At 52.7% G+C, this 23,347-nt stretch carries 19 protein-coding genes, 1 pseudogene and 1 other annotated feature; of the genes and pseudogenes, 11 read left to right on the top strand and 9 right to left on the bottom strand.

The window, feature by feature from the left end; all coding sequences use genetic code 11:
- Positions 1–29: 29 nt before the first annotated feature.
- Both murC and L971_RS03595 read left to right on the top strand, forming a co-directional pair.
- The gene (murC, locus tag L971_RS03600) at positions 30–1,337 is read left to right on the top strand and encodes a UDP-N-acetylmuramate--L-alanine ligase (RefSeq protein WP_024371342.1); all 1,308 of its coding nucleotides are present in this window, start codon (positions 30–32) and stop codon (positions 1,335–1,337) included.
- Between the two features lie 98 nt (positions 1,338–1,435).
- Entirely contained in the window at positions 1,436–1,888 is a 453-nt protein-coding gene (locus tag L971_RS03595) for a DNA starvation/stationary phase protection protein (protein ID WP_024371343.1), read from the top strand.
- Positions 1,889–1,930: 42 nt separating this feature from the next.
- Here the strand turns inward: L971_RS03595 and L971_RS03590 are convergent, their stop codons facing one another.
- Entirely contained in the window at positions 1,931–3,043 is a 1,113-nt protein-coding gene (locus L971_RS03590) for an aminopeptidase (RefSeq protein WP_047374346.1), read from the bottom strand.
- Positions 3,044–3,215: 172 nt separating this feature from the next.
- Between L971_RS03590 and L971_RS03585 the strand changes: the two genes are divergently transcribed.
- The 4 genes from L971_RS03585 to ccpA all read left to right on the top strand — a co-directional run bounded on the left by L971_RS03585 (position 3,216) and on the right by ccpA (position 6,849).
- Positions 3,216–3,725: a DUF948 domain-containing protein gene (locus tag L971_RS03585; RefSeq protein WP_024371344.1), complete on the top strand. Its 510-nt coding sequence runs from the start codon at positions 3,216–3,218 to the stop codon at positions 3,723–3,725.
- Positions 3,726–3,753: 28 nt separating this feature from the next.
- Positions 3,754–4,482, top strand: coding sequence for a YtxH domain-containing protein (locus tag L971_RS03580; RefSeq protein ID WP_047374344.1), 729 nt, complete (start codon positions 3,754–3,756; stop codon positions 4,480–4,482).
- A 135-nt stretch (positions 4,483–4,617) separates the two neighbouring features.
- Positions 4,618–5,709: a bifunctional 3-deoxy-7-phosphoheptulonate synthase/chorismate mutase gene (locus L971_RS03575; protein WP_047374341.1), complete on the top strand. Its 1,092-nt coding sequence runs from the start codon at positions 4,618–4,620 to the stop codon at positions 5,707–5,709.
- Positions 5,710–5,835: 126 nt separating this feature from the next.
- Complete coding sequence (gene ccpA / locus L971_RS03570) at positions 5,836–6,849, top strand: catabolite control protein A (RefSeq protein ID WP_024371347.1); 1,014 nt, start codon at positions 5,836–5,838, stop codon at positions 6,847–6,849.
- Positions 6,850–6,889: 40 nt separating this feature from the next.
- Here the strand turns inward: ccpA and L971_RS03565 are convergent, their stop codons facing one another.
- From L971_RS03565 to L971_RS03555, 3 genes are read right to left on the bottom strand one after another with little or no spacing between them, the layout of a single operon-like run.
- Positions 6,890–8,059, bottom strand: a complete 1,170-nt coding sequence (locus L971_RS03565; RefSeq protein ID WP_024371348.1) for an acetoin utilization protein AcuC — start codon at positions 8,057–8,059, stop codon at positions 6,890–6,892.
- Positions 8,056–8,688, bottom strand: a complete 633-nt coding sequence (locus tag L971_RS03560) for an acetoin utilization AcuB family protein (RefSeq protein ID WP_024371349.1) — start codon at positions 8,686–8,688, stop codon at positions 8,056–8,058. The genes L971_RS03565 and L971_RS03560 overlap by 4 nt, the downstream gene beginning before the upstream one ends.
- A gap of 11 nt (positions 8,689–8,699) precedes the next feature.
- Positions 8,700–9,329, bottom strand: a complete 630-nt coding sequence (locus tag L971_RS03555) for a GNAT family N-acetyltransferase (protein WP_024371350.1) — start codon at positions 9,327–9,329, stop codon at positions 8,700–8,702.
- Between the two features lie 155 nt (positions 9,330–9,484).
- On the opposite strand from L971_RS03555, the gene acsA reads away from it, so the two are divergent.
- The gene (acsA, locus tag L971_RS03550) at positions 9,485–11,191 is read left to right on the top strand and encodes an acetate--CoA ligase (protein WP_047374337.1); all 1,707 of its coding nucleotides are present in this window, start codon (positions 9,485–9,487) and stop codon (positions 11,189–11,191) included.
- A 42-nt stretch (positions 11,192–11,233) separates the two neighbouring features.
- On the opposite strand, the gene L971_RS03545 is transcribed toward acsA, so the two are convergent.
- Positions 11,234–13,675: a transglycosylase domain-containing protein gene (locus tag L971_RS03545; RefSeq protein ID WP_024371352.1), complete on the bottom strand. Its 2,442-nt coding sequence runs from the start codon at positions 13,673–13,675 to the stop codon at positions 11,234–11,236.
- A 165-nt stretch (positions 13,676–13,840) separates the two neighbouring features.
- Positions 13,841–14,038, top strand: a binding site (T-box leader).
- A 48-nt stretch (positions 14,039–14,086) separates the two neighbouring features.
- On the opposite strand from L971_RS03545, the gene tyrS reads away from it, so the two are divergent.
- Positions 14,087–15,334 carry a tyrosine--tRNA ligase gene (gene tyrS / locus L971_RS03540; protein ID WP_024371353.1) on the top strand — a complete coding sequence of 416 codons (1,248 nt, stop codon included), beginning with the start codon at positions 14,087–14,089 and terminating at the stop codon, positions 15,332–15,334.
- Between the two features lie 103 nt (positions 15,335–15,437).
- Complete coding sequence (locus tag L971_RS03535; RefSeq protein ID WP_024371354.1) at positions 15,438–16,064, top strand: GTP pyrophosphokinase family protein; 627 nt, start codon at positions 15,438–15,440, stop codon at positions 16,062–16,064.
- A gap of 53 nt (positions 16,065–16,117) precedes the next feature.
- Here L971_RS03535 and tnpB read toward each other — a convergent pair.
- The 3 genes and pseudogenes from tnpB to L971_RS03520 form a co-directional block, all read right to left on the bottom strand.
- Positions 16,118–17,310: pseudogene (tnpB, locus tag L971_RS03530) on the bottom strand (IS200/IS605 family element RNA-guided endonuclease TnpB).
- A gap of 161 nt (positions 17,311–17,471) precedes the next feature.
- Positions 17,472–18,071: a 30S ribosomal protein S4 gene (rpsD, locus tag L971_RS03525; protein WP_024371356.1), complete on the bottom strand. Its 600-nt coding sequence runs from the start codon at positions 18,069–18,071 to the stop codon at positions 17,472–17,474.
- 222 nt (positions 18,072–18,293) lie between these two features.
- On the bottom strand, positions 18,294–18,776 hold the full coding sequence (locus L971_RS03520) for a GAF domain-containing protein (RefSeq protein ID WP_024371357.1): 483 nt from the start codon (positions 18,774–18,776) through the stop codon (positions 18,294–18,296).
- 236 nt (positions 18,777–19,012) lie between these two features.
- Between L971_RS03520 and ezrA the strand changes: the two genes are divergently transcribed.
- Both ezrA and L971_RS03510 read left to right on the top strand, forming a co-directional pair.
- Positions 19,013–20,743 carry a septation ring formation regulator EzrA gene (ezrA, locus tag L971_RS03515; RefSeq protein WP_029334702.1) on the top strand — a complete coding sequence of 577 codons (1,731 nt, stop codon included), beginning with the start codon at positions 19,013–19,015 and terminating at the stop codon, positions 20,741–20,743.
- 75 nt (positions 20,744–20,818) lie between these two features.
- A complete protein-coding gene (locus L971_RS03510) occupies positions 20,819–22,390 on the top strand; it encodes an amidohydrolase (protein WP_047374333.1) in 1,572 nt (523 codons plus the stop codon).
- 43 nt (positions 22,391–22,433) lie between these two features.
- On the opposite strand, the gene L971_RS03505 is transcribed toward L971_RS03510, so the two are convergent.
- Positions 22,434–23,252, bottom strand: a complete 819-nt coding sequence (locus L971_RS03505) for an NAD kinase (RefSeq protein ID WP_024371360.1) — start codon at positions 23,250–23,252, stop codon at positions 22,434–22,436.
- Positions 23,253–23,347: the final 95 nt, after the last annotated feature.

The following is a 23,347-nucleotide window of genomic DNA, read 5'->3' as shown; positions in this document are numbered from 1 at the left end:
CCGCAATGAATTAGGGGGGCTATTTACAGATGAACCGTTATCACTTCGTCGGAATTAAAGGAACGGGCATGAGTCCTTTAGCTCAAATTTTAAATGATATGAACAATGAAGTCCGAGGTTCGGACGTTGACAAAGCATTTTTTACTGAAGAAGCATTGAACCGAAAAGGAATTGAAATCCTTCCGTTTGATCCAGAGAATATTACCGAGGGCCAAATCGTCGTGCAAGGCAATGCCTTTACAGACGACCATCCTGAAGTCGTCCGGGCGCGTGAGCTCGGCTTGACGATATACAAGTACTACGAGTTTCTTGGTGAATTGGCAGACCATTACACGAGTGTCGCCATCACCGGGTCTCATGGAAAAACTTCGACAACGGGTCTGCTTGCCCACGTCATGCGCGGCATTGAGCCGACGTCATTCTTGATTGGTGACGGGACGGGTGAAGGGGTAGAGGACTCGAAAAATTTCGTTTTCGAAGCTTGCGAGTATAAGCGTCACTTCCTTTATTATCGTCCTGACTATGCCATCATGACGAATATCGACTTTGACCACTCAGATTACTTCTCCGGACTTGATGACGTTATCGATGCGTTCCAGGAAATGGCGAAACAGGTGAAGAAAGGTATCATCGCATGTGGCGATGATGAAAACCTGCAACACATTCAAGCGAACGTACCGATCGTTTACTACGGATTTGGCGAGCACAACGATTTCCGCGCGGAAAACGTGAATTCGACTGACCGCGGGACGACGTTTGACGTCTTCTTGCGCGACGATTATTATGGCGAGTTCCGGATTCCGGGATACGGCAACCACAGCGTGTTGAACGCCCTTGCCGTCATCGCGACATGCGACTACGAGACGTTGCCAAAAGAGCTCGTCAAAGAGCGTCTTGAGACGTTCAATGGCGTGAAACGCCGATTCAGCGAGTCGACGCTCGGTCGTCAAGTGCTCGTCGATGACTATGCGCATCACCCACGAGAAATCAGTGCGACGGTCGAATCGGCACGGAAGAAGTACAGCGGACGGGAAGTCGTCGCGATTTTCCAACCACATACGTACACTCGTCTCAAGTCGTTCATGGACGATTTTGCCACGGCATTGGCCGAAGCAGACGCGGTTTACTTGTGCGATATCTTCGGTTCGGCGCGTGAACAAGAAGGGACGGTCACGATTGAAGACCTCCAATCCCGGATTGACGGTGCGCATATATTGAAGCGTGGCGGCACGCAAGTGTTGCAAGCGCACGACACGGCAGTGCTCCTCTTTATGGGGGCAGGCGACATTCAAACGTATCAACGTGAGTATGAGAACCACGCCCAACTCGAAGCGTAAAAAGCGAATGGCTACGGCCACTCGCTTTTTTTGTGTTTACTTTTCTGTCGGGACGGAAATAGTACTAGCGAGCGACATTGGAAAAGGAGATGTTAAGTATGGCAAGTCAAGGCGCACTGAACACGTTGAACAAAGAGGTGGCCAACTATGGCCTATTGTTCGTCAAACTCCATAATTACCATTGGTACATTAGTGGACCGCACTTTTTCACGTATCATGAGAAGTTAGAGGAACTGTACAATTTGATTGCTGAGCTCTATGATGACGTCGCCGAACGTCTACTCATGAACGACGGGGAACCATACGCGACGATGAAAGAATATCTTGAACATTCAACGTTGCAAGAAGGAGACCGTCACGCTGATACGGAGCAAATGATCAAAGATGTCATCGGTGACTTCAAACAAATCCGTCAAGAAATGCAAGATGCGATGGAAAACTTTGAAGACGGGGACGAGGCGATTGAAGACACGTTCGTCTCACATATCGAACGACTCGAAAAAGAGATTTGGATGATGTCCGCAGCGCTCGGCAAAAAGACAAAATTATAACGACAAAAGGTGCGCCTCTCGGGAGGTCGCACCTTTCTTTCGTCACTTCAAGTTTTCTGGATTGAGCGGTTTCAGTTCATCGATGACGAAACGACCGTCTTTCCGAATCAAGACGTCATCGAACCAAATCTCGCCGCCGCCATAGTCGGGACGCTGGATGTTGACGAGATCCCAATGGATCGTCGAATCGTTACCGTTGTATGCGTCGTCGTACGCCTGGCCCGGCGTGAAATGGAAGCTTCCGTCAATCTTCTCGTCGAACAAGATGTCTTTCATCGGGTGTTGGATGTACGGGTTGACGCCGATAGCGAACTCGCCGACGTAACGGGCGCCTTCATCTGTGTTGAACACCTCGTTGATGCGGTCCGTGTCGTTTGCTGTCGCATCGATGATCTTTCCATCTTTGAACGTCAGTTTCACGTTCTCGAACGTGAAACCGTGATACGGTGACGGCGTGTTATATGTGATGACACCGTTGATCGAACCTTTTACCGGTGCCGTGAACACTTCACCGTCCGGGATGTTCATTTGACCTGAACACTTGATGGCCGGGATATCTTTGATCGAGAACGAAAGGTCCGTCCCCGGTCCTTTAATGGTGACACGGTCCGTCTTGTCCATGAGGGACACGAGCGCATCCATCGCACGGTCCATCTTTCCGTAGTCGAGCGTACAGACGTTGAAATAGAAATCTTCGAACGCCTCGGTCGACTTGCCGGCAAGCTGTGCCATCGATGGGGATGGGTAGCGGAGCACGACCCATCTCGTTCCTTTCACGCGATCCTCGGTATGCATTTTGCCGATTGTCGCCCCGACGAGCTTTTGCTGATCGGCGGGCACGTCCGACAGTTCATTGATGTTGTCCCCGGCCCGAAGTCCGATGTACGCATCCATCGCTTGCATCTGCTTACGCTCGATGTCTGCCATCAGCTCGAGCTGCTCCCGACTCGCTTGCGTGTATAGTTTACGCAAAATGCGACTCTCTTTCAGTAAGACGAACGGATGCCCCCCGGCCTCGTATGCTTTTTCGACGAGCGCCTCGACGAGCGCTTCCTCGACACCAAAGTTTTCAATCAGTACACGTTCTCCTCGCTTCAATTCGACCGAATAATTGATCAACCCGTCTGCCAATTGTGTGATTCTTGGATCTCTCATACGTCCACCCCTTTAACTTTTTTTAATTTATTTCTATTTTAGTGTAATCGAAAACATAAAAACGGGTAAAGGAATAATCAGACCGGATGGCGAAAACGGTTGTGACAAATCTTTTCAGTCATAATGGTGCTATAATGAAACCACCATATTTTTGAACAGGAGGAATGAATGGATGGAAATCACATTAGGAGGCATCGCGGGACTGATTGCTGCACTCGCGTTTGTCGTACTCGTCTTTTTCTTGGCGCGTGTCTTATCGAACGTGAACCGGACACTCGGTAGCGTCGCGAACACGACAGAGAACTTAGAACGACAATTGGATGGTATTACAATGGAAGTGACGGCGCTCTTACATAAGACGAACCGTCTCGTAGATAACGTGGAAGAGAAGACGGAATTACTCGCACCGGTGGCACACGCCCTCGACGAGCTCGGGACTTCACTCAATGAAGTGACAGAGTCAGTACGGACTGTATCTTCGTCTGTACACGGAGCGGCCGATGAGAACAAAGAACAAATTGCCCAGGCTGTGCGATGGGGTTCGGTCGCCGTTGAATTATTCAAGAAAAATAAAACCGAGTCTGGTGAGCGACCATCGCGTCGCCGCGGTCGTCGGGAACGTAAAGAAGAAACATCTTCAGTTTCGCCAGGAGTCGTTGCAACAGACGACACGATGAAGTAATCACTTAATTCACAGGAGGAACTCACACATGACATACGATAAAAACAACACACCACAACAGCAATCTTCATCAGGCGGTGGCTTCTTAGCCGGCGTCATACTAGGCGGTGTCATCGGAGCGGCGGTCGCCCTTCTCACGTCGCCGAAGAGCGGACGGGAAGTTCGGACGTACCTCGATGAAAAGACGGCGACGTCACGTGAACGTTTGACGGTCAAATCGAAAGAAGTCCGCGAGAAAGCGGAACCGGTCGTTGGGGATTGGATCAAGGTCGCCAGTGACAAATCAGCACCGCTTCTCGAGAAAGCGGCACCTGTCTTGAACCTCGTGAAAGACAAGGCGCGTGAAGCAGCCGAGTTGAAGCAACAAGTCGATGAGGATGAGTTGTCGATTGAAGAAGCGATGGAAAAGGCAGACCAACTTGTTGCCGAAGCGGAAGCTGAAGTGAAGGAACAACTCGACCGTGCGGCCGAAGCGTCTTCAAATGACTCGGATGAGAAAGATGACTCGAACGAGAAGAAAAATGACTCGAACGAGAAGAACGACGAAGCGAAGTCGACTTCAAACGAGAAGTCAGATGCGAAATCGTCGAAGAAAGCGGACAAAACCGAACCGGATCGTGCCAAGCCGGAAAGCAGCCGCGACGCATCGGCTAATCACGAATCGGACTTTGAGGCGCCGGTCAAAGACTTGCTCGATGATGAATCGAAACAAGAGTTGAAAAACTTAAAAAATGATTTAAAAAACGGCAAGAAATGAACGGAGTATCCGGGGTGACTCGGATACTTTTTTTTTGTGGAATTTGTGTCATGGACCTTTTGTCTATGACAAAGCGAAAGAAGTTCGATATAATTAGGTTTCTGGAAAGAACGGCTTAGAAATGAGAGGGTAATTATGAGTCCACAAGATCAATTGAATCGATTACGTCGTGAAATGGATGAGTTGAACCGTGAAATGCTTGATTTGCTTAGTCGCCGTGGCGCGCTCGCAGTCGAAATCGGGAAAGTGAAACGCCTTCAAGGTGTGGAACGCTACGATCCGGTGCGAGAACGTGAGATGTTAGACTTCATCGCGGCGGAGAACCCAGGGCCTTTTGAGACGCCTCGCCTCCAACATTTGTTTAAAGAGATGTTCAAGGCGTCGGCAGAACTGCAAGGCGAAGACCGTGATAAGACGTTGCTCGTGTCGCGGAAACGTCAGGCGGAAGATACGATCGTCACGCTCGACGATGTCATCGTCGGCAACGGACGTCCCCAATTGATTGCTGGACCGTGTGCCGTCGAATCGTTCGAGCAAGTGAATGCGGTCGCCGAGAAACTGGCTTTGTCTGGCGTTAAAATCATGCGGGGCGGGGCATACAAGCCACGGACGTCACCGTATGACTTCCAAGGTCTCGGGTTCGACGGGTTACAAATGCTCAAACAAGCAGCTGACCGTCATGACTTACGGGTCATCTCTGAGATCATGACCCCGGGTGCGGTCGAATCGGCGCTTCCTTACGTGGATATCATTCAAGTCGGGGCCCGCAATATGCAAAACTTTGACTTGCTGAAAGAAGTCGGGAAAACCGATATACCGGTCTTGTTGAAACGAGGGTTGTCGGCCACGATTGAAGAGTTCATTTATGCGGCTGAATACATCATGGCCAGCGGAAACAGTCAAATCATTCTCTGTGAGCGCGGGATCCGGACGTATGAACGGGCTACTCGCAACACGCTCGACATCACGGCCGTGCCGATCTTGAAACAAGAGACACACTTACCGGTCATGGTCGATGTCACGCATTCGACGGGACGGCGCGATTTGTTGCTTCCGGCAGCCAAAGCTGCGCTCGCGGTCGGAGCGGACGGCGTCATGGTCGAAGTTCATCCGAATCCGGCGATCGCACTGTCCGACGCCCAGCAACAACTTGATTTTGATCAATTCGACCACTTCGTGGACGGACTGACGTCGCAATTCCCTCAACTTGATTTGGTAAAAAAGTAAGCTTTCCAATTGGAAACGTTTTATATCGCATGAAGACAGGGTAAAATGATGACAGATACCTGTCTTCCTTTTTTGACACGTTTTTTGAAAATCGTTTGAAAATCACTGCTTGTAGGAGGAGTTTTAATGAATAGTAATAACGTAACAATTTATGATGTCGCACGTGAAGCCGGGGTGTCGATGGCGACCGTCTCCCGTGTCGTCAACGGGAACCCGAACGTAAAGCCGACGACCCGTAAAAAAGTCCAAGACGCGATTGACCGTCTTGGCTATCGCCCGAACGCCGTGGCACGTGGTCTTGCCAGCAAGAAGACGACGACGGTCGGCGTCATCGTCCCGGATATTTCGAACATCTTTTTTGCGGACCTCGCCCGCGGGATCGAGGACGTGGCGACGATGTACAAGTACAACATCATCCTCGGCAACTCGGACTCGAACCGTGACAAGGAGATTCATCTGTTGAACACGTTGCTCGGTAAGCAAGTGGACGGCATTATCTTTATGGGCGGCCGACTCCATGAAGACCTCGTTGACGAGTTCAAGAAATCACCGGTGCCGATCGTCCTCGCGGCGACGCTCAACCAAGGGTATGACTTACCAGCCGTCAACATCGACTACGAGCAGGCAGCGTACGACGCGACCGAGATGCTCATCGGCCACGGCCACAAGCAAGTCGGATTTATCACGGGCCCGCTTGAGCAACAGATCAACGGGGAAAAGAAGTTCGCCGGCTACCGCCGGGCACTCGAAGATGCCGGTCTGCCGTTCCGCGAGAACGATGTCATTCTTGGGAACTATACGTACGCCTCTGGTCTCGAAGCCATGCAGAAGATGCTCGGGCGCGATGACTGTCCGAAAGCGATCTTCGCAGGAACGGATGAGATGGCGCTCGGTGTCATCCATGCGATCCAAGATGCTGGTTTCTCGGTTCCGAACGACTTCGAGGTCGTCGGACATGATAACACGCGTCTCGCCACGATGATTCGTCCGAAGTTGACGACGGTCGTCCAGCCAATGTATGACATCGGTGCCGTCGCGATGCGATTGTTGACGAAAATTTTGAATGCAGAAGAAGTCGAAGAGAAGAACGTCGTGCTCCCGCACCGAATCGAACGTCGTGATTCGTTACGGAACGACTAACTAAAAATGCACTTGAGCCACTCGGCTCAGGTGCATTTTGTTATAAGTATAGTGACTTGCGATCATTGGAGATGAACGGCCAAAACGCCCGTTTTGTCACTTCCCAATTCTTTTCCTCGATCTGTTGGCGACGCGGGATATGGTCGAACGTGTACGCCGTATCGTCCCAACGCGTCGGCAACGCTTGATCGGCCTTCGCCTGCCATTGCTCAATCCATTCGGTCGGAATGTCACCACTATATGGCGCCTCGCGCGTCAAACCCGACCACACTTGGGCCCACGCGCGCGGCACCGTCCGAAACCAGTCGTAACCGCCGCCACCGAGAGCGACGAGACGGCCTCCCGTGTACTCATCGGCCAGACGGGAGGCGATTTGAGGGATCTGTTCGAACGTCCGAATCGTCGAAGCAAGGTGTGTCAATGGGTCGAACGCATGGGCGTCGGCCCCGTTTTGCGTTAAGATGATATCTGGTTTGAACCAAGCGCACGCTTCACGCAGAATCGTCTCGTAACAGTGGAGGAAGGAGTCGTCTTGCGTGAACGCATCGACCGGGACGTTCCAACTGTAGCCGTAGCCGCTCCCGTTCCCGCGCTCGGTCACGGCGCCAGTCCCCGGGAAGAGATAACGACCGGTCTCGTGAATCGAGAGCGTCATGACGTCCGGGTCGTCATAGAATAGCCATTGTACGCCGTCCCCGTGATGGGCGTCAGTATCGACGTATAGCACGCGCATGCCATATTGTTTACGGACATGGGCGATGGCGACGGCGGCATCGTTATAGACGCAAAAGCCTGACGCCTTGCGTTGCATGCCGTGATGGAGACCGCCACCGACGTGGAAGGCGCGCTCGAACTTTCCGCTCGCCACGAGGTCGAGCGCATGTATCGTCCCGCCGACGAGCCGGGCCGCACCGTCATGGATCGTCGGGAAGATTGGTGTGTCTTCTGTCCCGAGCCCAAACTTGTTCGCTTTGAGCCCAGACAACTGTCCGGCTGCCGCCGCTTGCACGGCCTCGATGTAGTCCCGGTCATGGACGAGCGCCAAATCCTCTACCGATGCGAGAGGAGGCGCGATGCATTCGTCGGGAGACAGTTTGCCCGAGGCGACGAGCAGAGACGTCGTCAGCTCCAAGCGGATCGGGTTGAACGGGTGGTCCGCATGGAAGCGGTAGGACGTCTCGTTCTCCCCGAATATGTAGGCCGGTCTCATGGGGACATCTCCGGACCGAGGACGTCAAAGCCTTCACGTTTTAGCCTTTCGATGATGCGAAGCGGGTTCATCGTCTGGACACGGAACGAGATGATCCGTTTGTACGGATCGGCCGTCGGATGCACGAAGACGTTGATGATGTTGATGTTCGTCTTGGCGAGAAGGCGTGTCACTTTCTCGAGCGTGCCGGTCGTGTTCTCGACGAGAATCTCGATTTGCGAGCTCGGTTCGAGGGCACCGGTCAGCTGGACGAAATAACGAAGTAAATCGGTCTCGGTCAGCACCCCGACGAGTTTGCCTTGCTCGACGATCGGCAAGCAAGTGAGGCGGTATTCATAAAATAGGGCGGCCGCATCCTCGAAAAAGTCGTAAGGGTGGGCCGTCGTCACGTCTTGGCGCATGATGCTCGAGACGGGGTTCTGAAAGTCGGCGCTCTCGCTTTCCGGATGGAACACGCTCGTCGCACCGCTCATCTCGAACTGTCCGATAATCCCGACGACTTGCCGAGCTGGGTTCGTGACGATAAGATGGCGCACTTTATTGTCGCGCATGAGCTTGGCCGCATGGGCGATCGTATTCGTCGGTTGAATCGTCACGACGTGGCGATTCATCATCTGTTCAATCAGCATCGTACCCCTCCTTAGTCATACATGAACCGGCGACGGAGCCGGAGTGAATCGAAATGGTCAATCGTTTCTTGACGGACGTTTTTGCCGATGCGTGCCATAAGACAGTTGGCCGGATGGGACGCGATTTCAGGGTCGTCCGTCGGGAAGAAGACGAGGCCGCCGTGATTCATCATCTTTTCCATCACTTTACGATAGTCCCAAATCGACAAACCGCTCCCTTTTAAATCCCAATGCCAATAATATTCAGTCGTCAAGATTAAGAAGTCGTCCATGTGCGGGTCCATCATGGATACTTCGAGCAGCTGCTTACCGATGCGCTGGCCTCGGAAACGAGGACTCACCTCGATGGCACCGAGTTCAAGGATGTACGGGTCGTTCCCTTCACTCCAACGTTCGTACGGGTCCGGATACAAATATGTGACGTAGCCGATGACGAGTTCGTCGACGCGTGCGACGATGATGCGTCCTTCTTTCAAAGCGGCAATCTCGACGAGTGCCTTCTGTTGATCCTCTGGCTCCCTGAACGCCGTCAACCCCTCATCCAGACGATACGTCGCGAGCACGTCGCTCTCAATCGGTCCATCGATGATTACGGCTCCGAGTGAGGTTTCCCACACTTTTGAATGATATTGTTTTTCCATGGAGTCACCACCTTTTCCACTTCTTATTATAGCGCTTTCATCCGTCTTGTTTCACGCCGATTTGGAGTTATTGGAAATTCATTGATTTGTCATAATATTAACACTATACTGAAAGTGGTTATACCATTCTTTTCAGGGGAGGCGAATCTTTAACGATGGAGAAATTGAAAGCGTTATCAGGGGAACATCAATTGTCGTCGTATGAAGAAGCTTGTCAGTCGTTCGAGTGGACACAAGCAGAAGCATTATTGTCTTGGAATTTGACCGGAAACGTCAATATGGCGTATGAGGCGATCGATCGTCACGCAGAAGGGGAACTCGCGACGAAGCTGGCCTTGCTCTACTTCGATGGGGATCGGGAAGAGCGCTATACGTATGCAGACATGAAACGAGAAAGTAATCGATCCGGGAACGTTCTGAAATCGGTCGGAGTGGAGAAAGGCGATCGTGTCTTCATCTTCATGCCACGGAGTCCAGAACTTTATTTTATTTTACTCGGTGCGATCAAGCTTGGCGCCATCGTTGGGCCGTTGTTTGAAGCGTTCATGGAACAGGCCGTCCACGACCGTCTGCTCGACTCGGAAGCGAAAGTGATCGTGACGACCGAGGCGCTGTTGCCGCGCATCCCGGTGGAGCAGTTGCCGCACTTGGAGACGATTCTCATCGTCGGTGATGACGTGTCAGAGAGCGGGAAGATCATCGATTACCGCAAGTTGGCACATGACGCCTCGACGGACCTTGACATCACATGGGTCGACCGTGAAGACGGTATGATTCTGCATTATACATCCGGTTCAACCGGCAAACCGAAAGGCGTGCTGCACGTCCATAACGCGATGATTCAGCACTTGATGACGGGAAAATGGGTGCTCGACTTGCAGGCCGACGACGTGTATTGGTGCACGGCCGACCCAGGTTGGGTGACGGGCACGAGTTATGGCATCTTCGCCCCGTTCTTGAACGGGACGACGAACGTCATCGTCGGGGGCCGGTTCAATCCCGAGTTTTGGTACTCAGTCATCGAACGGTTCGGTGTCACGGTCTGGTATAGCGCGCCGACGGCGTTCCGGATGCTCATGGGTGCGGGGGACGAGGCGTTTGAGAAGTACGACTTATCGTCGCTCCGACACATCTTGTCAGTCGGTGAACCGCTCAACCCGGAAGTCATCCGTTGGGGCAATGAGTCGTTCGGCTTACGTATTCACGATACGTGGTGGATGACGGAGACTGGGGCGATGATGATCTGCAACTATCCGACGATGGACATCAAGCCGGGCTCGATGGGGAAAGCCATCCCGGGATGTGAAGCGGCCATCTTAGACGACCGCGGGCAACCGCTCCCACCGCACCGGATGGGCAACTTGGCCTTGAAGACGCCGTGGCCATCGATGATGCGGAAAATTTGGAAGAACGATGCGAAATATGAAAGTTACTTCTGGGGCGATTGGTACGTCTCGGGAGACTCAGCATATATGGACGAGGATGGCTATTTCTGGTTCCAGGGCCGTGTCGATGACGTCATCATGACGGCAGGCGAGCGGGTCGGACCGTTCGAAGTCGAGAGCCGTCTCGTCGAACACCCGGCCGTCGCCGAAGCGGGCGTCATCGGAAAACCGGACCCGGTCCGCGGGGAGATCATCAAAGCGTTCATCGCGCTCCGTAAAGGCTATGAACCGTCGGACGAACTGAAGACCGAAATCCAAAAATTCGTCAAAGAAGGGCTCGCAGCCCATGCGGCCCCGCGTGAAATTGAGTTCAAAGACAAGTTACCGAAAACACGCAGCGGGAAGATCATGCGCCGTGTCTTGAAGGCTTGGGAATTGAACCTCGAGACAGGTGACTTATCAACAATGGAAGATTGAACAAAAAAAGTCGACACCGCGGTGTCGACTTTTTTGTCTTGCTTATTCGTCAGCGTCAGACTCGGCATCAGCTTCTGCTTCTTCTTTAGCTTTCTTTTCAGCCTCAGCTTTCTTCTTCGCTTCTTCTTCTGCCTTTTTCGCGTCTTCAGCTTTCTTCTTCGCTTCCGCTTCGGCTTTTTTCTTCGCCTCGGCATCTTTCTGTTCAGCAGCTTCACGTTTCGCCTCTTCCGCCTCTTGCTTCGCTTCTTCGGCTTCTTGCTTCGCTTCTTCAGCTTTCTTCTTCGCTTCCTCTTCCTTCTTCTTCTCTTCGACTTTCTTCTTCTCAGAGAACGTTCCAGAGTCTTTGAAGTCGTCCGGCTTCACGCTAGACGGTTGAGTGAAGCGCGCGTTCGTAAACGTATCCGGCTTATCCGCATGGACGCGGTTCACGATCTGTGACCAGATCCGTTGCGTCCGCTGGTAGTAAGGGCCGTATGGGTACTTATCGGTCATCCCGAGTTTTTGGTTATCGTAACCAGACCAGACGGCGAGTGTGACGTCTGGCGTCGAGCCGACGAGATACGAATCTCGTTTCAATTGTGTCGTACCGGTTTTGCCCATCCAGTCGCCCGGGGCGTTCAAGAGCGACTTGGCGTACGTCGCCGTACCTGACGTGTAGACGTCACGCAACATGTCGACGACGAGGTAGGCCGTACGATCGGAGTAAATCCGTTTCTTCTCAGGCTGGGCCTCAAAGATGATCTCGCCTTGGAACTCGACTTTATCGACGAAGTACGGGCTTACGTGTTCGCCGTAGTTGGCGAGCATCGCATACGTCGACGCGAGGTTGACCGGGCTGACTTCACCGACACCGAGTGCCATCGATGAGGCTTTTCGGTTCGTATCCGATACACCGATGCCCATATCGATTAATTTTTGCGTGTCAGCTTCCATCTCGTTCCGCTCTTCATAAATTTTGACGGCAGGAACGTTCAACGATAGTTTGAGCGCGTCGCGGACAGTGACTGGGCCGCGGTACGTTTTCCCTTCGTTGTTGACCGGGTCTTTCCGTTCGCTGTAATCATATTGATAGAAGTATTCTTCATCGATAATCGTCGTCGCAGGTGTGATCATGCCTGACTCGATCGCATTCGCGTAGACGAGAATCGGTTTTGCGGTCGATCCGATTTGACGAGTCATCTGCGTGGCGTGGTTATATTCTTCAGTCTTTCCGTTAATATAGCGTCCACCGACGAAGCCGAGCACGCGGCCTGTCTTGTTCTCGAGCATGACCGCGGCGGTCTGTTCCGGATAGCTCGTCCCGTCCGCATTTTGGTTCGGTCCGAAGTTGTCCGCGTTTTTAGCCGGCTGTTGCATCGATTCGTGGATTTGCTTATCGAGCGTTAAGTGGATCTTATAACCGCCTTGACGGAGCGCGTTGTGTGCCCGTTTCCCGTAAGTCGAACGGACTTCGTTCCGTTCGTTTGGCCCGAGGTCGTTAAGGTTGATCCCGTCTTCTTGTAAGAAGTGGTTCGTCACGATGGCGAGCGCCTCGCGTTCAGCTACGTCAACGAGATATGGATAGCGGTCACGCGGCTTCGACTGCGTTTTCATGAAGTCTTGCGTGATGTCGTAGTTATACGCCGCATCATATTCTTCTTGTGTAATCTTACCGGCGACGTACATCCGGTTCAGTACCGTCTTCATCCGGTTGATGCCGGCTGTGACGTCTTCTTTAATGACTCCGCCTTGATAATATGGCGTGTAAAGGAACGGGTTTTTCGGAATCCCGGCGAGGAATGCCGCTTGTGGCAACGTGAGGTTCTCCGCCGACGTGTTGAACACGCCGCGAGACGCTGCTTCAATCCCGGAGATGTTGCGTCCCATCGAGTTGCGTCCGAATGAGACGACGTTCAAGTAGGCGTTCAAAATCTCATCTTTATCCATTGCTTTTTCGAGACGGAGCGCGAGCAAAATCTCTTTCGCTTTTCGCTCGAACGACACTTCGTTCGTCAGCATCTGGTTCTTGATGAGCTGTTGCGTGAGCGTCGATCCACCGGTCCGCTCTTCTGAACCGGTCGCTTCTTGCAAGATGGCACGGAGCGTCGCTTTCGGCACGACGCCGTCATGCTCGTAAAACTCGACGTCTTCGGTCGCTAACAACGCGTCGATGACGAACGGTGACACTTTATCGACTGGAATCGGCGTCCGGACTTCATCGGTCGTGTAGTTCCCGACCCGTTCACCGCTTCCGAAGTAAATATCAGAGGTCGACGAGTACGTGTTGATTTGGGACGTCATCGTCTTATAGGCAGGGGTTGGCATGTCCTTGACGAGCGATGCGAAATAGCCGGCACCGATCCCAGCGCCTAAAAAACCGATGAGGACAACGGAGATGATCGTGAGCAGGAGTACGTTCCACGACACATCGTAAAATACATTGGCGTAACGGCGGGCTTTCAAGGACGTTGGATTGTTCCATAAGTCTCGAATCTTTTGCAGCATGACAGCCTCCTTCATATGGTGTAAAACGATTGCAGACAGTAATATATTCGATTATAGCACAAGTCTTTCACCACCTTATCGTGAATCCACCTTTCGATGCAAGTTTCAATCTTCTAGTTGACAATGGAGAAATTAAACTTATAAAATGAATGACATAGTCCATATAACGATGCGATGAAAAAAGCGAAGTAGTCGGTTGACCGCTTGTCCAGAAAGCTAGTGGGTGCTGTGAACTAGCCAACGTCAACAGATGAATTACACTTTTGGAGCATGCCGTCAGGCCGGGTCGAGACCGTTATCTCTCATGTAAAGTGGCCACAGCTGTGGCAATTAGGGTGGTACCGCGGAATCTCCGTCCCTTCTCAATATGAGAAGGGACGTTTTTTTATGTCAATCGAAGGAGTGGGACAGATGGAATTATTGAATGATTTAGCATTTCGAGGACTCGTCAACCAAATGACGGATGAAGAAGGATTGAAGGAACAACTGAAAAAACCGACGACGCTTTACACGGGGTTTGACCCGACGGCCGACTCGCTCCATATCGGGCACTTGTTGCCGATTTTGACGCTTCGTCGCTTCCAAGAGGCAGGGCACCAAGTCATCGCGCTAGTCGGTGGCGCGACCGGGATGATCGGAGACCCGTCAGGCCGTTCCGACGAGCGTTCACTGAACACGCTTGATACGGTGAAAGAGTTCTCTGACCGCATCAAAGATCAGTTGAGCCGCTTCCTTCCATTAGAAGGAGAGAACCCGATCACGATTCGCAACAACTACGAATGGACGGCCGAGCTGTCCATCATCGACTTCCTGCGCGATATCGGAAAACATTTCCCGATCAGCTACATGCTCGCGAAAGACTCGGTCGACTCGCGTTTAGAGAATGGGATCTCGTACACGGAATTCTCGTACATGTTGTTGCAATCGTTCGACTTCTTGAAGTTGTACGAAAATGAGAACTGCCGCCTTCAAGTCGGTGGGAGCGATCAGTGGGGGAACATCACGGCCGGGCTCGAACTCATCCGCCGTTTCGGTCATCAAGAGAAGGCGTTCGGTCTCACCGTGCCGCTCGTCACGAAGTCGGACGGGCAGAAGTTCGGGAAGACGGCCGGTGGCGCGGTCTGGCTTGACGCTGACAAGACGACGCCGTACGAGTTCTACCAGTTTTGGATCAACGTCGATGATGCCGACGTCATCAAGTTCATCAAGTACTTCACGTTCTTGACGCATGAAAACATCGAAGCACTCGCGGCCGAAGTGGCATCAGCTCCTGAGAAACGTGTCGCCCAGCGCCGTCTCGCCGAAGAGATGACGAAGCTCGTCCACGGTGAAGCCGGGCTTGAACAGGCTGAACGGATCACGACAGCGTTCTTCAGCGGTGACCTCACGTCGCTCAAACCAGAAGACATGGACGCAGCGTTCAAAGGGATGCCGCAGTTCGAACTTGACGGTGAGCGCAATCTCGTCGAGTTGCTCGTCGAGGCGAAAATCGTTCAATCGAAACGCCAAGCGCGTGAAGACGTGCAAAACGGTGCCATCTACTTGAACGGGGAGCGGGAACAGGCGCTCGATAAAGTCATTACACGAGAAGATACGCTCGGCGAGTTTACAATCATTCGTCGCGGGAAAAAGAAATACTTTGTCATTCGTCACGTCTGATGCGTTCGTCCATTTCCGTCATTTACGGGAATGGACGTTTTTTTCGTACATCAACGCTCAGCGAGTCTGGTACGATTGAAGTAGGAAGTGAGGAGGATGGGTAATGGAAATCGAAGAATTTTTCGGTGAACAGTTTCACCATTGGCGAGAACGGTTCCGCTACTATGAGATGGCGATCACCGAACTCGAGAGCGACCTTGGGATCATCGATCTCGACTGGCAGACGAGGCTCGGCTACTCGCCGATCGAACATGTGAAAACACGGATGAAGACGCTCCCGTCCATCATCCGGAAGATGAAACAAAAACAGCTCCCACTCGAAGTGGAAGCGTTATGGGACAACGTGCACGATGTCGCCGGTGTCCGCATCGTCACGAGTTTCCGTGACGACATCTATGCGATTTTGGAGCATCTACAGACGCGCGACGACTTGAAGATCGACGTCATAAAAGACTACATCGAACATCCGAAACCGAGCGGATACCGCAGTCTCCATTTGATCGTGCGGACGAAAGTGTACTTGGCGGAACGGGTCATCTGGGTGCCGGCCGAGATTCAAATCCGGACGCTCGCGATGGACTTCTGGGCGGCGACGGAACATAAACTCCAATACAAGTATCAGCAGCAAATCCCTGAGTCGTCACGAGCGGAGCTGACCGAGGCGGCGAACATGGCCGACGCGCTCGATACGCAGATGGGCCGGATTCGCGAACAGATCTTAAAGAATTGAACTACCCCCACCTACACTTCGCTTAGAGGTGGAGGATTCCTGGGTCATCCGGTCTAACGACCGGAACCTGGCCAGGCTAGCCCCGTCGTCCCGACGGTTGGAGAGGCCAGGATGCGTTCGGCCTCTCGTTTGAGGTTCAGTCCTGCGTTCACATCGCGGTCGTGGTGGACGCCGCAGCCCGGGCACGTCCACTCGCGCAGACCAAGATGCTTCACGTCTTTGTGTCGATGGCCGCAACTCGAACAGAGCTGGCTCGAGGCGAACGTCCGGCTGACCTTCACGACGGTCTTGCCGTACCAGTCCGCCTTGTATGCGACATGCGGAAGAACGCCGACCAACTGACATCGGAGATGGATTTGCTGAGCTTGCGGTCCTTCTGCATGTTCTTCACCTGCAGCGTCTCGATGCCGATGACGTCGTGGTTTTTGACGATCTCGGTCGATACCTTGTGCAGGAAGTCGGTACGCTTGTTGGCGATCTTCTCGTGGATGCGGGCGACCTTCCGCTTTTGTTTCTGGTAGTTCTTCGCCTCCGACAGCTTGATGTTCCGGTTCAGGGCGATGAGCCGACGTCGAGAGAGCTTGCGCTGTTCGCGCGCCAGTCTCTTCTCGAGCGTGCGAAAATAGCGGTCGTTTTGGTACACCGTGCCGTCGGACAGGACGGCGAAGTGCTTGAGCCTAACGTCGACGCCGATCGTGGAGCCGGTCTTCGGCAGTTCGTCGACCTTCTGCTCGACCTGCAGCGAGACGAAGTACTTGCCCGTCGCGTTCCGGCGAATCGTCGCGCTGAGGATGCGGCCCTCGACCTTCTTCGAGTTGGCGAACCGGACCCACTTCAACTTCGGGAGTTTGAGCTTGTTGCCGATGATTGACACCTCAGGAAGTTGAGACGTGCCTTGGATGTTCGTCTTGTAGGATTGGACGGGGTTCCGCTTCGACTTGAACCGTGGCCGTTCGTTCTGCTTCTTGAAGAAGCGGTCATACGCCTCGGCCAGGTGTTTGACGCTGTTCTGGACCGACGTGCTATCGACTTCCTTCAACCAATCAAGCTCTTGCTTGAGTACAGGGATTTCTTTCGAACAGGAACCGTAGGACAGGCCTTTCCCTGTCGCCTTGTAGGTCGCTTCCCACTTCGCCAAGAAGTGGTTGAAGACGAAGCGGGCGCAACCGATCGTCTTGGCAATCAGGATCTCCTGCTCCGTTGTCGGATAGATCCGGAATTTATACGCTTTATGCTTCAATAGGATGTTCACCCCCTTTAGGTATTTATACCCAAAGGAGAGGGTGGCGATTCATCTCCCACTTTCACTGGGGCTTCGCCCGCGACGTTTAGAAGTGGGCGTATTCTCGCCTAATTTTGATAAAAAAAATCCCCTTTCCTGCCGAAGCAGGGAAGGGGATAAAAGCATTAACGTGAGTAGTACTCGACGATGAGTTGCTCTTTGATTTGGTCGTTCAATTCAGTACGCTCAGGAAGACGTACGAATGTACCTTCGAGCTTTTCAGCGTCGAATGTGACGAAGTCTTTTGTAGCTGGTGCTACTTCGAGAGCTTCAGCGATCGCTTTGAAGTTTTTAGACTTCTCGCGAACTGAAATGACTTGACCTGGTTTTACACGGTAAGACGCGATGTCTACACGTGAACCGTCAACTTGGATGTGACCGTGGTTGACGAGTTGGCGCGCTCCGCGACGTGTGCGAGCGAGACCCATACGGTAAACGAGGTTGTCAAGGCGTGACTCGAGCAAGAACATGAAGTTCTCACCGTGGATACCTTGCATTTTCCCTGCATCGTTGAAGATGCGACGGAATTGCTTCTCGTTGATTCCGTACATGTGACGGAGTGCTTGCTTCGCTTGAAGCTGAAGACCGTATTCAGAGATTTTACGACGACCATTGCCGTGTTGGCCTGGTGCGTAAGGACGTTTTGCTAATTCTTTACCCGTTTCGCTAAGCGAGATGCCTAAGCGACGCGAGAGTTTCCAAGCTGGACCTGTGTAACGAGCCATGTTTGGACTCCTCCTTGTTGTTCATGTATTTTGCACAAAAGAACAACGGTGTCAAAGACGGGTGACGCCCCTTTCAAGGTTCAAGCACCTTCACTTGATAGCGAAGCTACAAGATGCTCCTCCGACTATGTCGAGGCCCGAAAGGTGGATACGTCTGTCGATGACTGCTATCGTCATTTCATGCACAAAAATCAGTATACGATGGATTCGGTTGCTTGTCAATCAGATGAAGCGAAGTAATGTTTGGCAAAATTGTTCTAAGCCTTGGCGATCGATTTCCGAGAAACGATCGAACTCTGGGCTGTCGATGTCAAGGACAGCGATCGTCTCGCCGTCACGGACGAGCGGGACGACGATTTCAGAGTTCGAGGCGGCGTCACAGGCGATATGGCCTGGGAATTGGTGGACGTCAGCGACGAGTTGCGTCTGTTGAGTCGAGGCGGCCGTGCCACACACGCCTTTTCCGAACGCGATGTGGACGCAGGCCGGCAGTCCTTGGAACGGTCCAAGGATGAGCGCGTCATCACCGTTCTTCATATAAAAGCCGACCCAGTTGATGCGATCGAGGAATTGATTGAGCAGCGCGCTCGCGTTGGCGAGATTCGCGACCTCGTTCGTCTCGCCTTCTAAGAGCGCGGCGAGTTGTTTGTTCAGCAGGTCATAGCCGGCGGCCAAGTCGCCAGAGTAAGTTGTCGTTTGAAACATATGATGTCCCTCCTATATGATTGGATGCTAGATAAGCATCATCGTACACGCAATTTTCTGATTTGTCTTCCGAAATGTTTTACCCGCCAATGAACATTCTCTACCCAAACCGTTGGAAAACCTATGCAAATCCACAGTTGTATAATATGATTAAGTATATCTATACTTGTAAAATACATCATTTTCTTCTTTAAGATACATAAGTCCATGAAAGCGGCTTGGAGGTTGTGACAAAGATGGATTACGGACTATACGGGATTTTAATTGGAATCATCGTCATCGCGCTAGGGGCCATGCTCGCTAGTATGCTCATTCGAAGAAGTTATTACCAAAAAATTGATGATTTGGATATAAGAAAGCAAAGCATTCTCAGTGCGAGTGTGCCAGCTGAACTCCAAAAATTCAAACAATGGCCGATGGAAGGAGAGACGAAAGAAAAGTTCGAACGCTGGCATCAGTCGTGGGACGAACTCGTCAGTGTCCATACCGGCCAAATCGATGAATCGCTCTACCGTTCGGAAGAAGATCTCGATAAGTACCGCTTCCTCAAGGTGAAGTCTGATTTAGGTGCGACCGAGCAACTGATTGAGGAGTTAGAGTCCATGGTTCACGGCATGCTCGATGAGATGGCGGAGTTCAACGACTACCACGCCTCACTCCTCGACATCGTCAAGAAAGACGAGAAAGAGTTGTATCAGTTCCGCAAGACGCTCGTCTCCCAAAACAACGCGTTCGGTCCGACGTACGATCTCGTCGAGGCTGAAATCGCGGCCGCTGAGGCGAAACGGACGGAAATGATGACGCTGAAGCAAGAAGGGCAAGTGTCAGAGGCGTTCGTGGCCGGACAAGACTTGTCGGCGAAAGTGATGCACATCCGTGAACTCATCGGCATCATCCCGCAGTTCGTCCGGACGGTGCAAGTCGAGTTGAGACAACAGCTCAATCAACTCCGTGCCGGCCATAAAGAAATGCAGATGGACGGCTATGCGCTCGAACCGCTCGGGTTGATGGAAGAGATCGAACAAGCGGAAGATCGACGCCTGGCGCTGATGGAACGGATCGAAAAACTCGATTTCGAACATTTCGAGACGGATATGCAACAGCTCAGTTCGGACATCGATCAATTGTTCGAAGCGTTCCGCACCGAAGTCGATGCGAGACAGTATGTGAAGAGCGAGTTTGCGACCGTGCGGGAACGTGACATGAAGACGACGGAACTCATGACACGTCTCAATGAGGAAATGTCACGCCTCGTCAGCAATTACGAAATCAATGCGCGTGTTGGAGAAGAGTTCGAACAGCTCGAGCGCGAACGGACGACGCTGTCTGCGAACGTGCACGACATCGAACAAGCCCTCGGCGCTCAAATGCTTCCGTTCAGCTTAGTCAAATCGAAAGTGCAAGACGCGAAACGTTCGCTCGACCAATTCGCCGCCATGCACGAACGGTTCATCGAGAACACGAATTCACTTCGGAAAGAAGAACTCGAAGTGCGTAACAAGCTCGAGAATTGGAAGAAAGAACTGTCGGCCCATCGCCGTCTGCTCGCGAAGAGCGCGATGCCGGTCGTGCCGAATGATTTGATGAACGAGATGCGTCAACTTCAAAAGAGCGTCCAGTCGCTCGATGAACAGTTCGAGAAAGCACCATTCAACATGACGTATATCGTCGGTTTGAGCCACGACATCGAAGAGACGATGGACAACTTCCGTGATCGGGTGAAAGCGCTCCTCCGACAAGTGACGTATGCCGAACAGCTGCTTCAATACGCGAACCGCTACCGCCGCCGCGACAACGAGGTGCACATCGCCTTGACACTTGCGGAAAATAAGTTCTTGCACGGTGAATATGGCACAGCCGTCGAAATCGGCGAGCGTGTGCTCGGTCGTTTCGATGAAGGGGCCGCACGTGAGATTCGTCAACGTGTGGAAAAAGGTCTCGAACATCAAGAATTACTTCGTAAATAATCTATGCATGAAGATTGACGTAAACGGGAATTAACGTAGACGTCAATCTTTTTTGAATCGAGGAGGAGTTATGTGATGGGAACGCTTTGGGTGAACGGAAAGATTTATACGTTGAATAAAGAAGGCGAGATGAGTCGGGCGATGTACGTCGAGCACGGCCGGGTGTTGAAGATGGGAGAGGAAGGTCACCTTCGCCGTACATATGCGGGGCGGATCAAGGACATCGTCAACCTTGAAGGGAAGAGCGTCTATCCGGCGTTCACGGACTCTCACATCCATTTGATCGGCTACGGTGAAGCGCTCGACCGAATCGATGCGACCGAGACGAGCGATTTGAACACGTTGCTCGAGACGATGAAACAGAAGGCGAGCGGGGACGACTGGATCGTCGCGGAAGGGTTCAACGACCGCCTGCTCGGTGAGATGCCGACGCGGGAGATGATCGATGCCGTCATCCCGGATCGGCCCGTCGTTTTGAAACGGGTATGCCGCCACGTCGCCGTCGTCAACTCGAAAGGACTCGAACGTCTAGGCTTGATCCATCATACGGTCATCGAAGGCGGCAAGCTCGGCCGGGACCACGAAGGCAAGCTGAACGGCGTCTTGTATGATGCGGCACTCGATTTGTTGCACCGTGAGCTTGGAGGCAACCGGGAAAAAAATGTCGCCTCGATACGACGGGCCGTCGACTCGTTGTTTGCTCACGGCATCGTCGGAGCTCATACCGAAGATTTATTCTATCACGGTGACCCGCTTGAGACGATTCAAGCGTATGAAGAGGTACTCGGGGACGTTCCGTTCCATGCCCATCTGCTCGTGCACGAACAAGTCGTCGATCAATTGCTGCAGCATGACGCGCTCGCGAAGCGACCACGCTTCGATTTCGGAGCGATGAAAATTTTCGTCGACGGGTCGTTCGGCGGGCGGACCGCCCTCCTTACTCAGCCATACACGGATGACCCAGGCCAGCGCGGCATCGAAGTGCATCGCCCGGAACATCTCGAGGCGCTCGTGAAAAAAGCGCGGTCTTACGGGATGAACGTGGCGGCGCACGTGATCGGTGATGCGGCGGCCGAACAGTTCATCGGATTACTCGAGAAGTATCCGGCCAAACGGGGCACACGCGACCGGATCATTCACGCCTCGTTGTTAGATGACAACTTGCTGAAACGAATCAGTGCCTTGCCGGTGCTGATCGATGCCCAGCCGATCTTCTTGTCTGACGATATGGATTTGTTGTTCGATCGTCTCGGCAACGACCGGGTCTACAACGCATATCGTTTCAAGTCGATGATCGACACCGGGGCGCTCGTCCTAGGCGGGAGCGACGCGCCGATCTCAACGGTGGACGTACGAAAAGGCCTATACGCCGCCGTCACACGGCAGTCGTTCGCCGGGTCCGGGGCGCTCAGCCCGAATGAGCGGCTCTCGATGTACGAGGCGCTCCGGAGCTTCACGTATTCGCCGCGGGTCGCGACACGTTCGCACGGCCGCGACGGGTTGCTCATTAAAAGCTACAATGCGACGTTCACGGTGTGGGAAAACGATTTCTTTGATCTTCAGGGGCAAGATATTTTGAACAACCGGCTCGTCATGACCGTCGTCGAAGGGGCGCCGGTATACGAAGCTGACGTCATCACGACATAACGAAAAGCGAGCCTTCCCGATTCGGGAAGGCTCGCTTTGTCAGTTAGAAGAAAGAACGTTGAACTTTATGCCAGAACGAGTTGTTGCGCAGTTTGACCGTCTTGATGACTTGGTCAGACAGTTCGATATCGATTCGATCCGTATATTTCAAGCTGAGCGCTTCGTTGTCCATCCCGATGATCGGATAATCGTTGCCGTCCTCGACGATGCGGAGCGACAGTTTGCGTGATTCATGGACGATGAACGACGAGCCGAGCGTTCGGTAACGGTTGTTGTTCACTGAAGCGATTTCGCTCACTTGCATGCAACGGATGAGCGGGTCGACGACTGAACCGTTCAGCGATTTATTGTAGGCGGTCGAACCGGTCGGTGTCGAGACGACCATCCCGTCTCCGCGGAACGTCTCGAAATGGAGGTCATCGATGTACACTTCGATCGCGAGCGATTTGATGATGCTCGATTTGATCGACGCCTCGTTCAAGCAGAGAAGCGGTGTCGATTCATTGATCGATGCGGACAGGAGCGGGTATTTCCGCACTTCGAGCCCAGCTTCGATGCGAGCCGTGTTATCCGAGAACAAGCGGTCGACTTCGTCGAGCTTATGTATGTCGAAGTCACAATAAAACTCGTTCAAGCCACGTCCGAATCCGACGTAAATCGCGTCTTGGCGAAAGCCGGTGTAACGGACCGCCTGTAAAAATGCGCCGTCTCCCCCGATGGCGACGATGATGTTGGCGTCTTCAGGTCGAGTGACGATGTTGAAGCCGTGTTTTTCCCCGATTTCATGTAACTTCTTTACTTCTTTAGTGAAATCGTTGACGTTGCGGTGATACAAATAAACGTTGTTTCTCATCCGAGTCATCCCCTTTGTCGTTTATGTCTTCTCCATTATAACGTGTTTTGGCTACCGGATATAGGGAAAAACAGAATCAGGCCGTCTGAGGCAGGATGCTTGTC

It is taken from the genome of Exiguobacterium sp. ZOR0005 (assembly GCF_000798975.1).
GTDB lineage: Bacteria > Bacillota > Bacilli > Exiguobacteriales > Exiguobacteriaceae > Exiguobacterium > Exiguobacterium aurantiacum.
Note: the sequence above shows the minus strand (reverse complement) of the source record. Positions and strands in the feature narration are given on the sequence as shown.

Bases quoted from the DNA above. Each gene is read 5' to 3' on its own strand.
- ezrA (WP_029334702.1), top strand. From the start codon at position 19,013: ATGGATTACGGACTATACGGGATTTTAATTGGAATCATCGTCATCGCG.
- ccpA (WP_024371347.1), top strand. From the start codon at position 5,836: ATGAATAGTAATAACGTAACAATTTATGATGTCGCACGTGAAGCCGGG.
- L971_RS03555 (WP_024371350.1), bottom strand. From the start codon at position 9,329: ATGGAAAAACAATATCATTCAAAAGTGTGGGAAACCTCACTCGGAGCC.
- L971_RS03535 (WP_024371354.1), top strand. From the start codon at position 15,438: ATGGAAATCGAAGAATTTTTCGGTGAACAGTTTCACCATTGGCGAGAA.
- murC (WP_024371342.1), top strand. From the start codon at position 30: ATGAACCGTTATCACTTCGTCGGAATTAAAGGAACGGGCATGAGTCCT.
- rpsD (WP_024371356.1), bottom strand. From the start codon at position 18,071: ATGGCTCGTTACACAGGTCCAGCTTGGAAACTCTCGCGTCGCTTAGGC.
- L971_RS03545 (WP_024371352.1), bottom strand. From the start codon at position 13,675: ATGCTGCAAAAGATTCGAGACTTATGGAACAATCCAACGTCCTTGAAA.
- L971_RS03595 (WP_024371343.1), top strand. From the start codon at position 1,436: ATGGCAAGTCAAGGCGCACTGAACACGTTGAACAAAGAGGTGGCCAAC.
- L971_RS03590 (WP_047374346.1), bottom strand. From the start codon at position 3,043: ATGAGAGATCCAAGAATCACACAATTGGCAGACGGGTTGATCAATTAT.
- tyrS (WP_024371353.1), top strand. From the start codon at position 14,087: ATGGAATTATTGAATGATTTAGCATTTCGAGGACTCGTCAACCAAATG.
- L971_RS03585 (WP_024371344.1), top strand. From the start codon at position 3,216: ATGGAAATCACATTAGGAGGCATCGCGGGACTGATTGCTGCACTCGCG.
- acsA (WP_047374337.1), top strand. From the start codon at position 9,485: ATGGAGAAATTGAAAGCGTTATCAGGGGAACATCAATTGTCGTCGTAT.
- L971_RS03575 (WP_047374341.1), top strand. From the start codon at position 4,618: ATGAGTCCACAAGATCAATTGAATCGATTACGTCGTGAAATGGATGAG.
- L971_RS03580 (WP_047374344.1), top strand. From the start codon at position 3,754: ATGACATACGATAAAAACAACACACCACAACAGCAATCTTCATCAGGC.
- L971_RS03565 (WP_024371348.1), bottom strand. From the start codon at position 8,059: ATGAGACCGGCCTACATATTCGGGGAGAACGAGACGTCCTACCGCTTC.
- L971_RS03505 (WP_024371360.1), bottom strand. From the start codon at position 23,252: ATGACTCGGATGAGAAACAACGTTTATTTGTATCACCGCAACGTCAAC.
- L971_RS03510 (WP_047374333.1), top strand. From the start codon at position 20,819: ATGGGAACGCTTTGGGTGAACGGAAAGATTTATACGTTGAATAAAGAA.
- L971_RS03520 (WP_024371357.1), bottom strand. From the start codon at position 18,776: ATGTTTCAAACGACAACTTACTCTGGCGACTTGGCCGCCGGCTATGAC.
- L971_RS03560 (WP_024371349.1), bottom strand. From the start codon at position 8,688: ATGCTGATTGAACAGATGATGAATCGCCACGTCGTGACGATTCAACCG.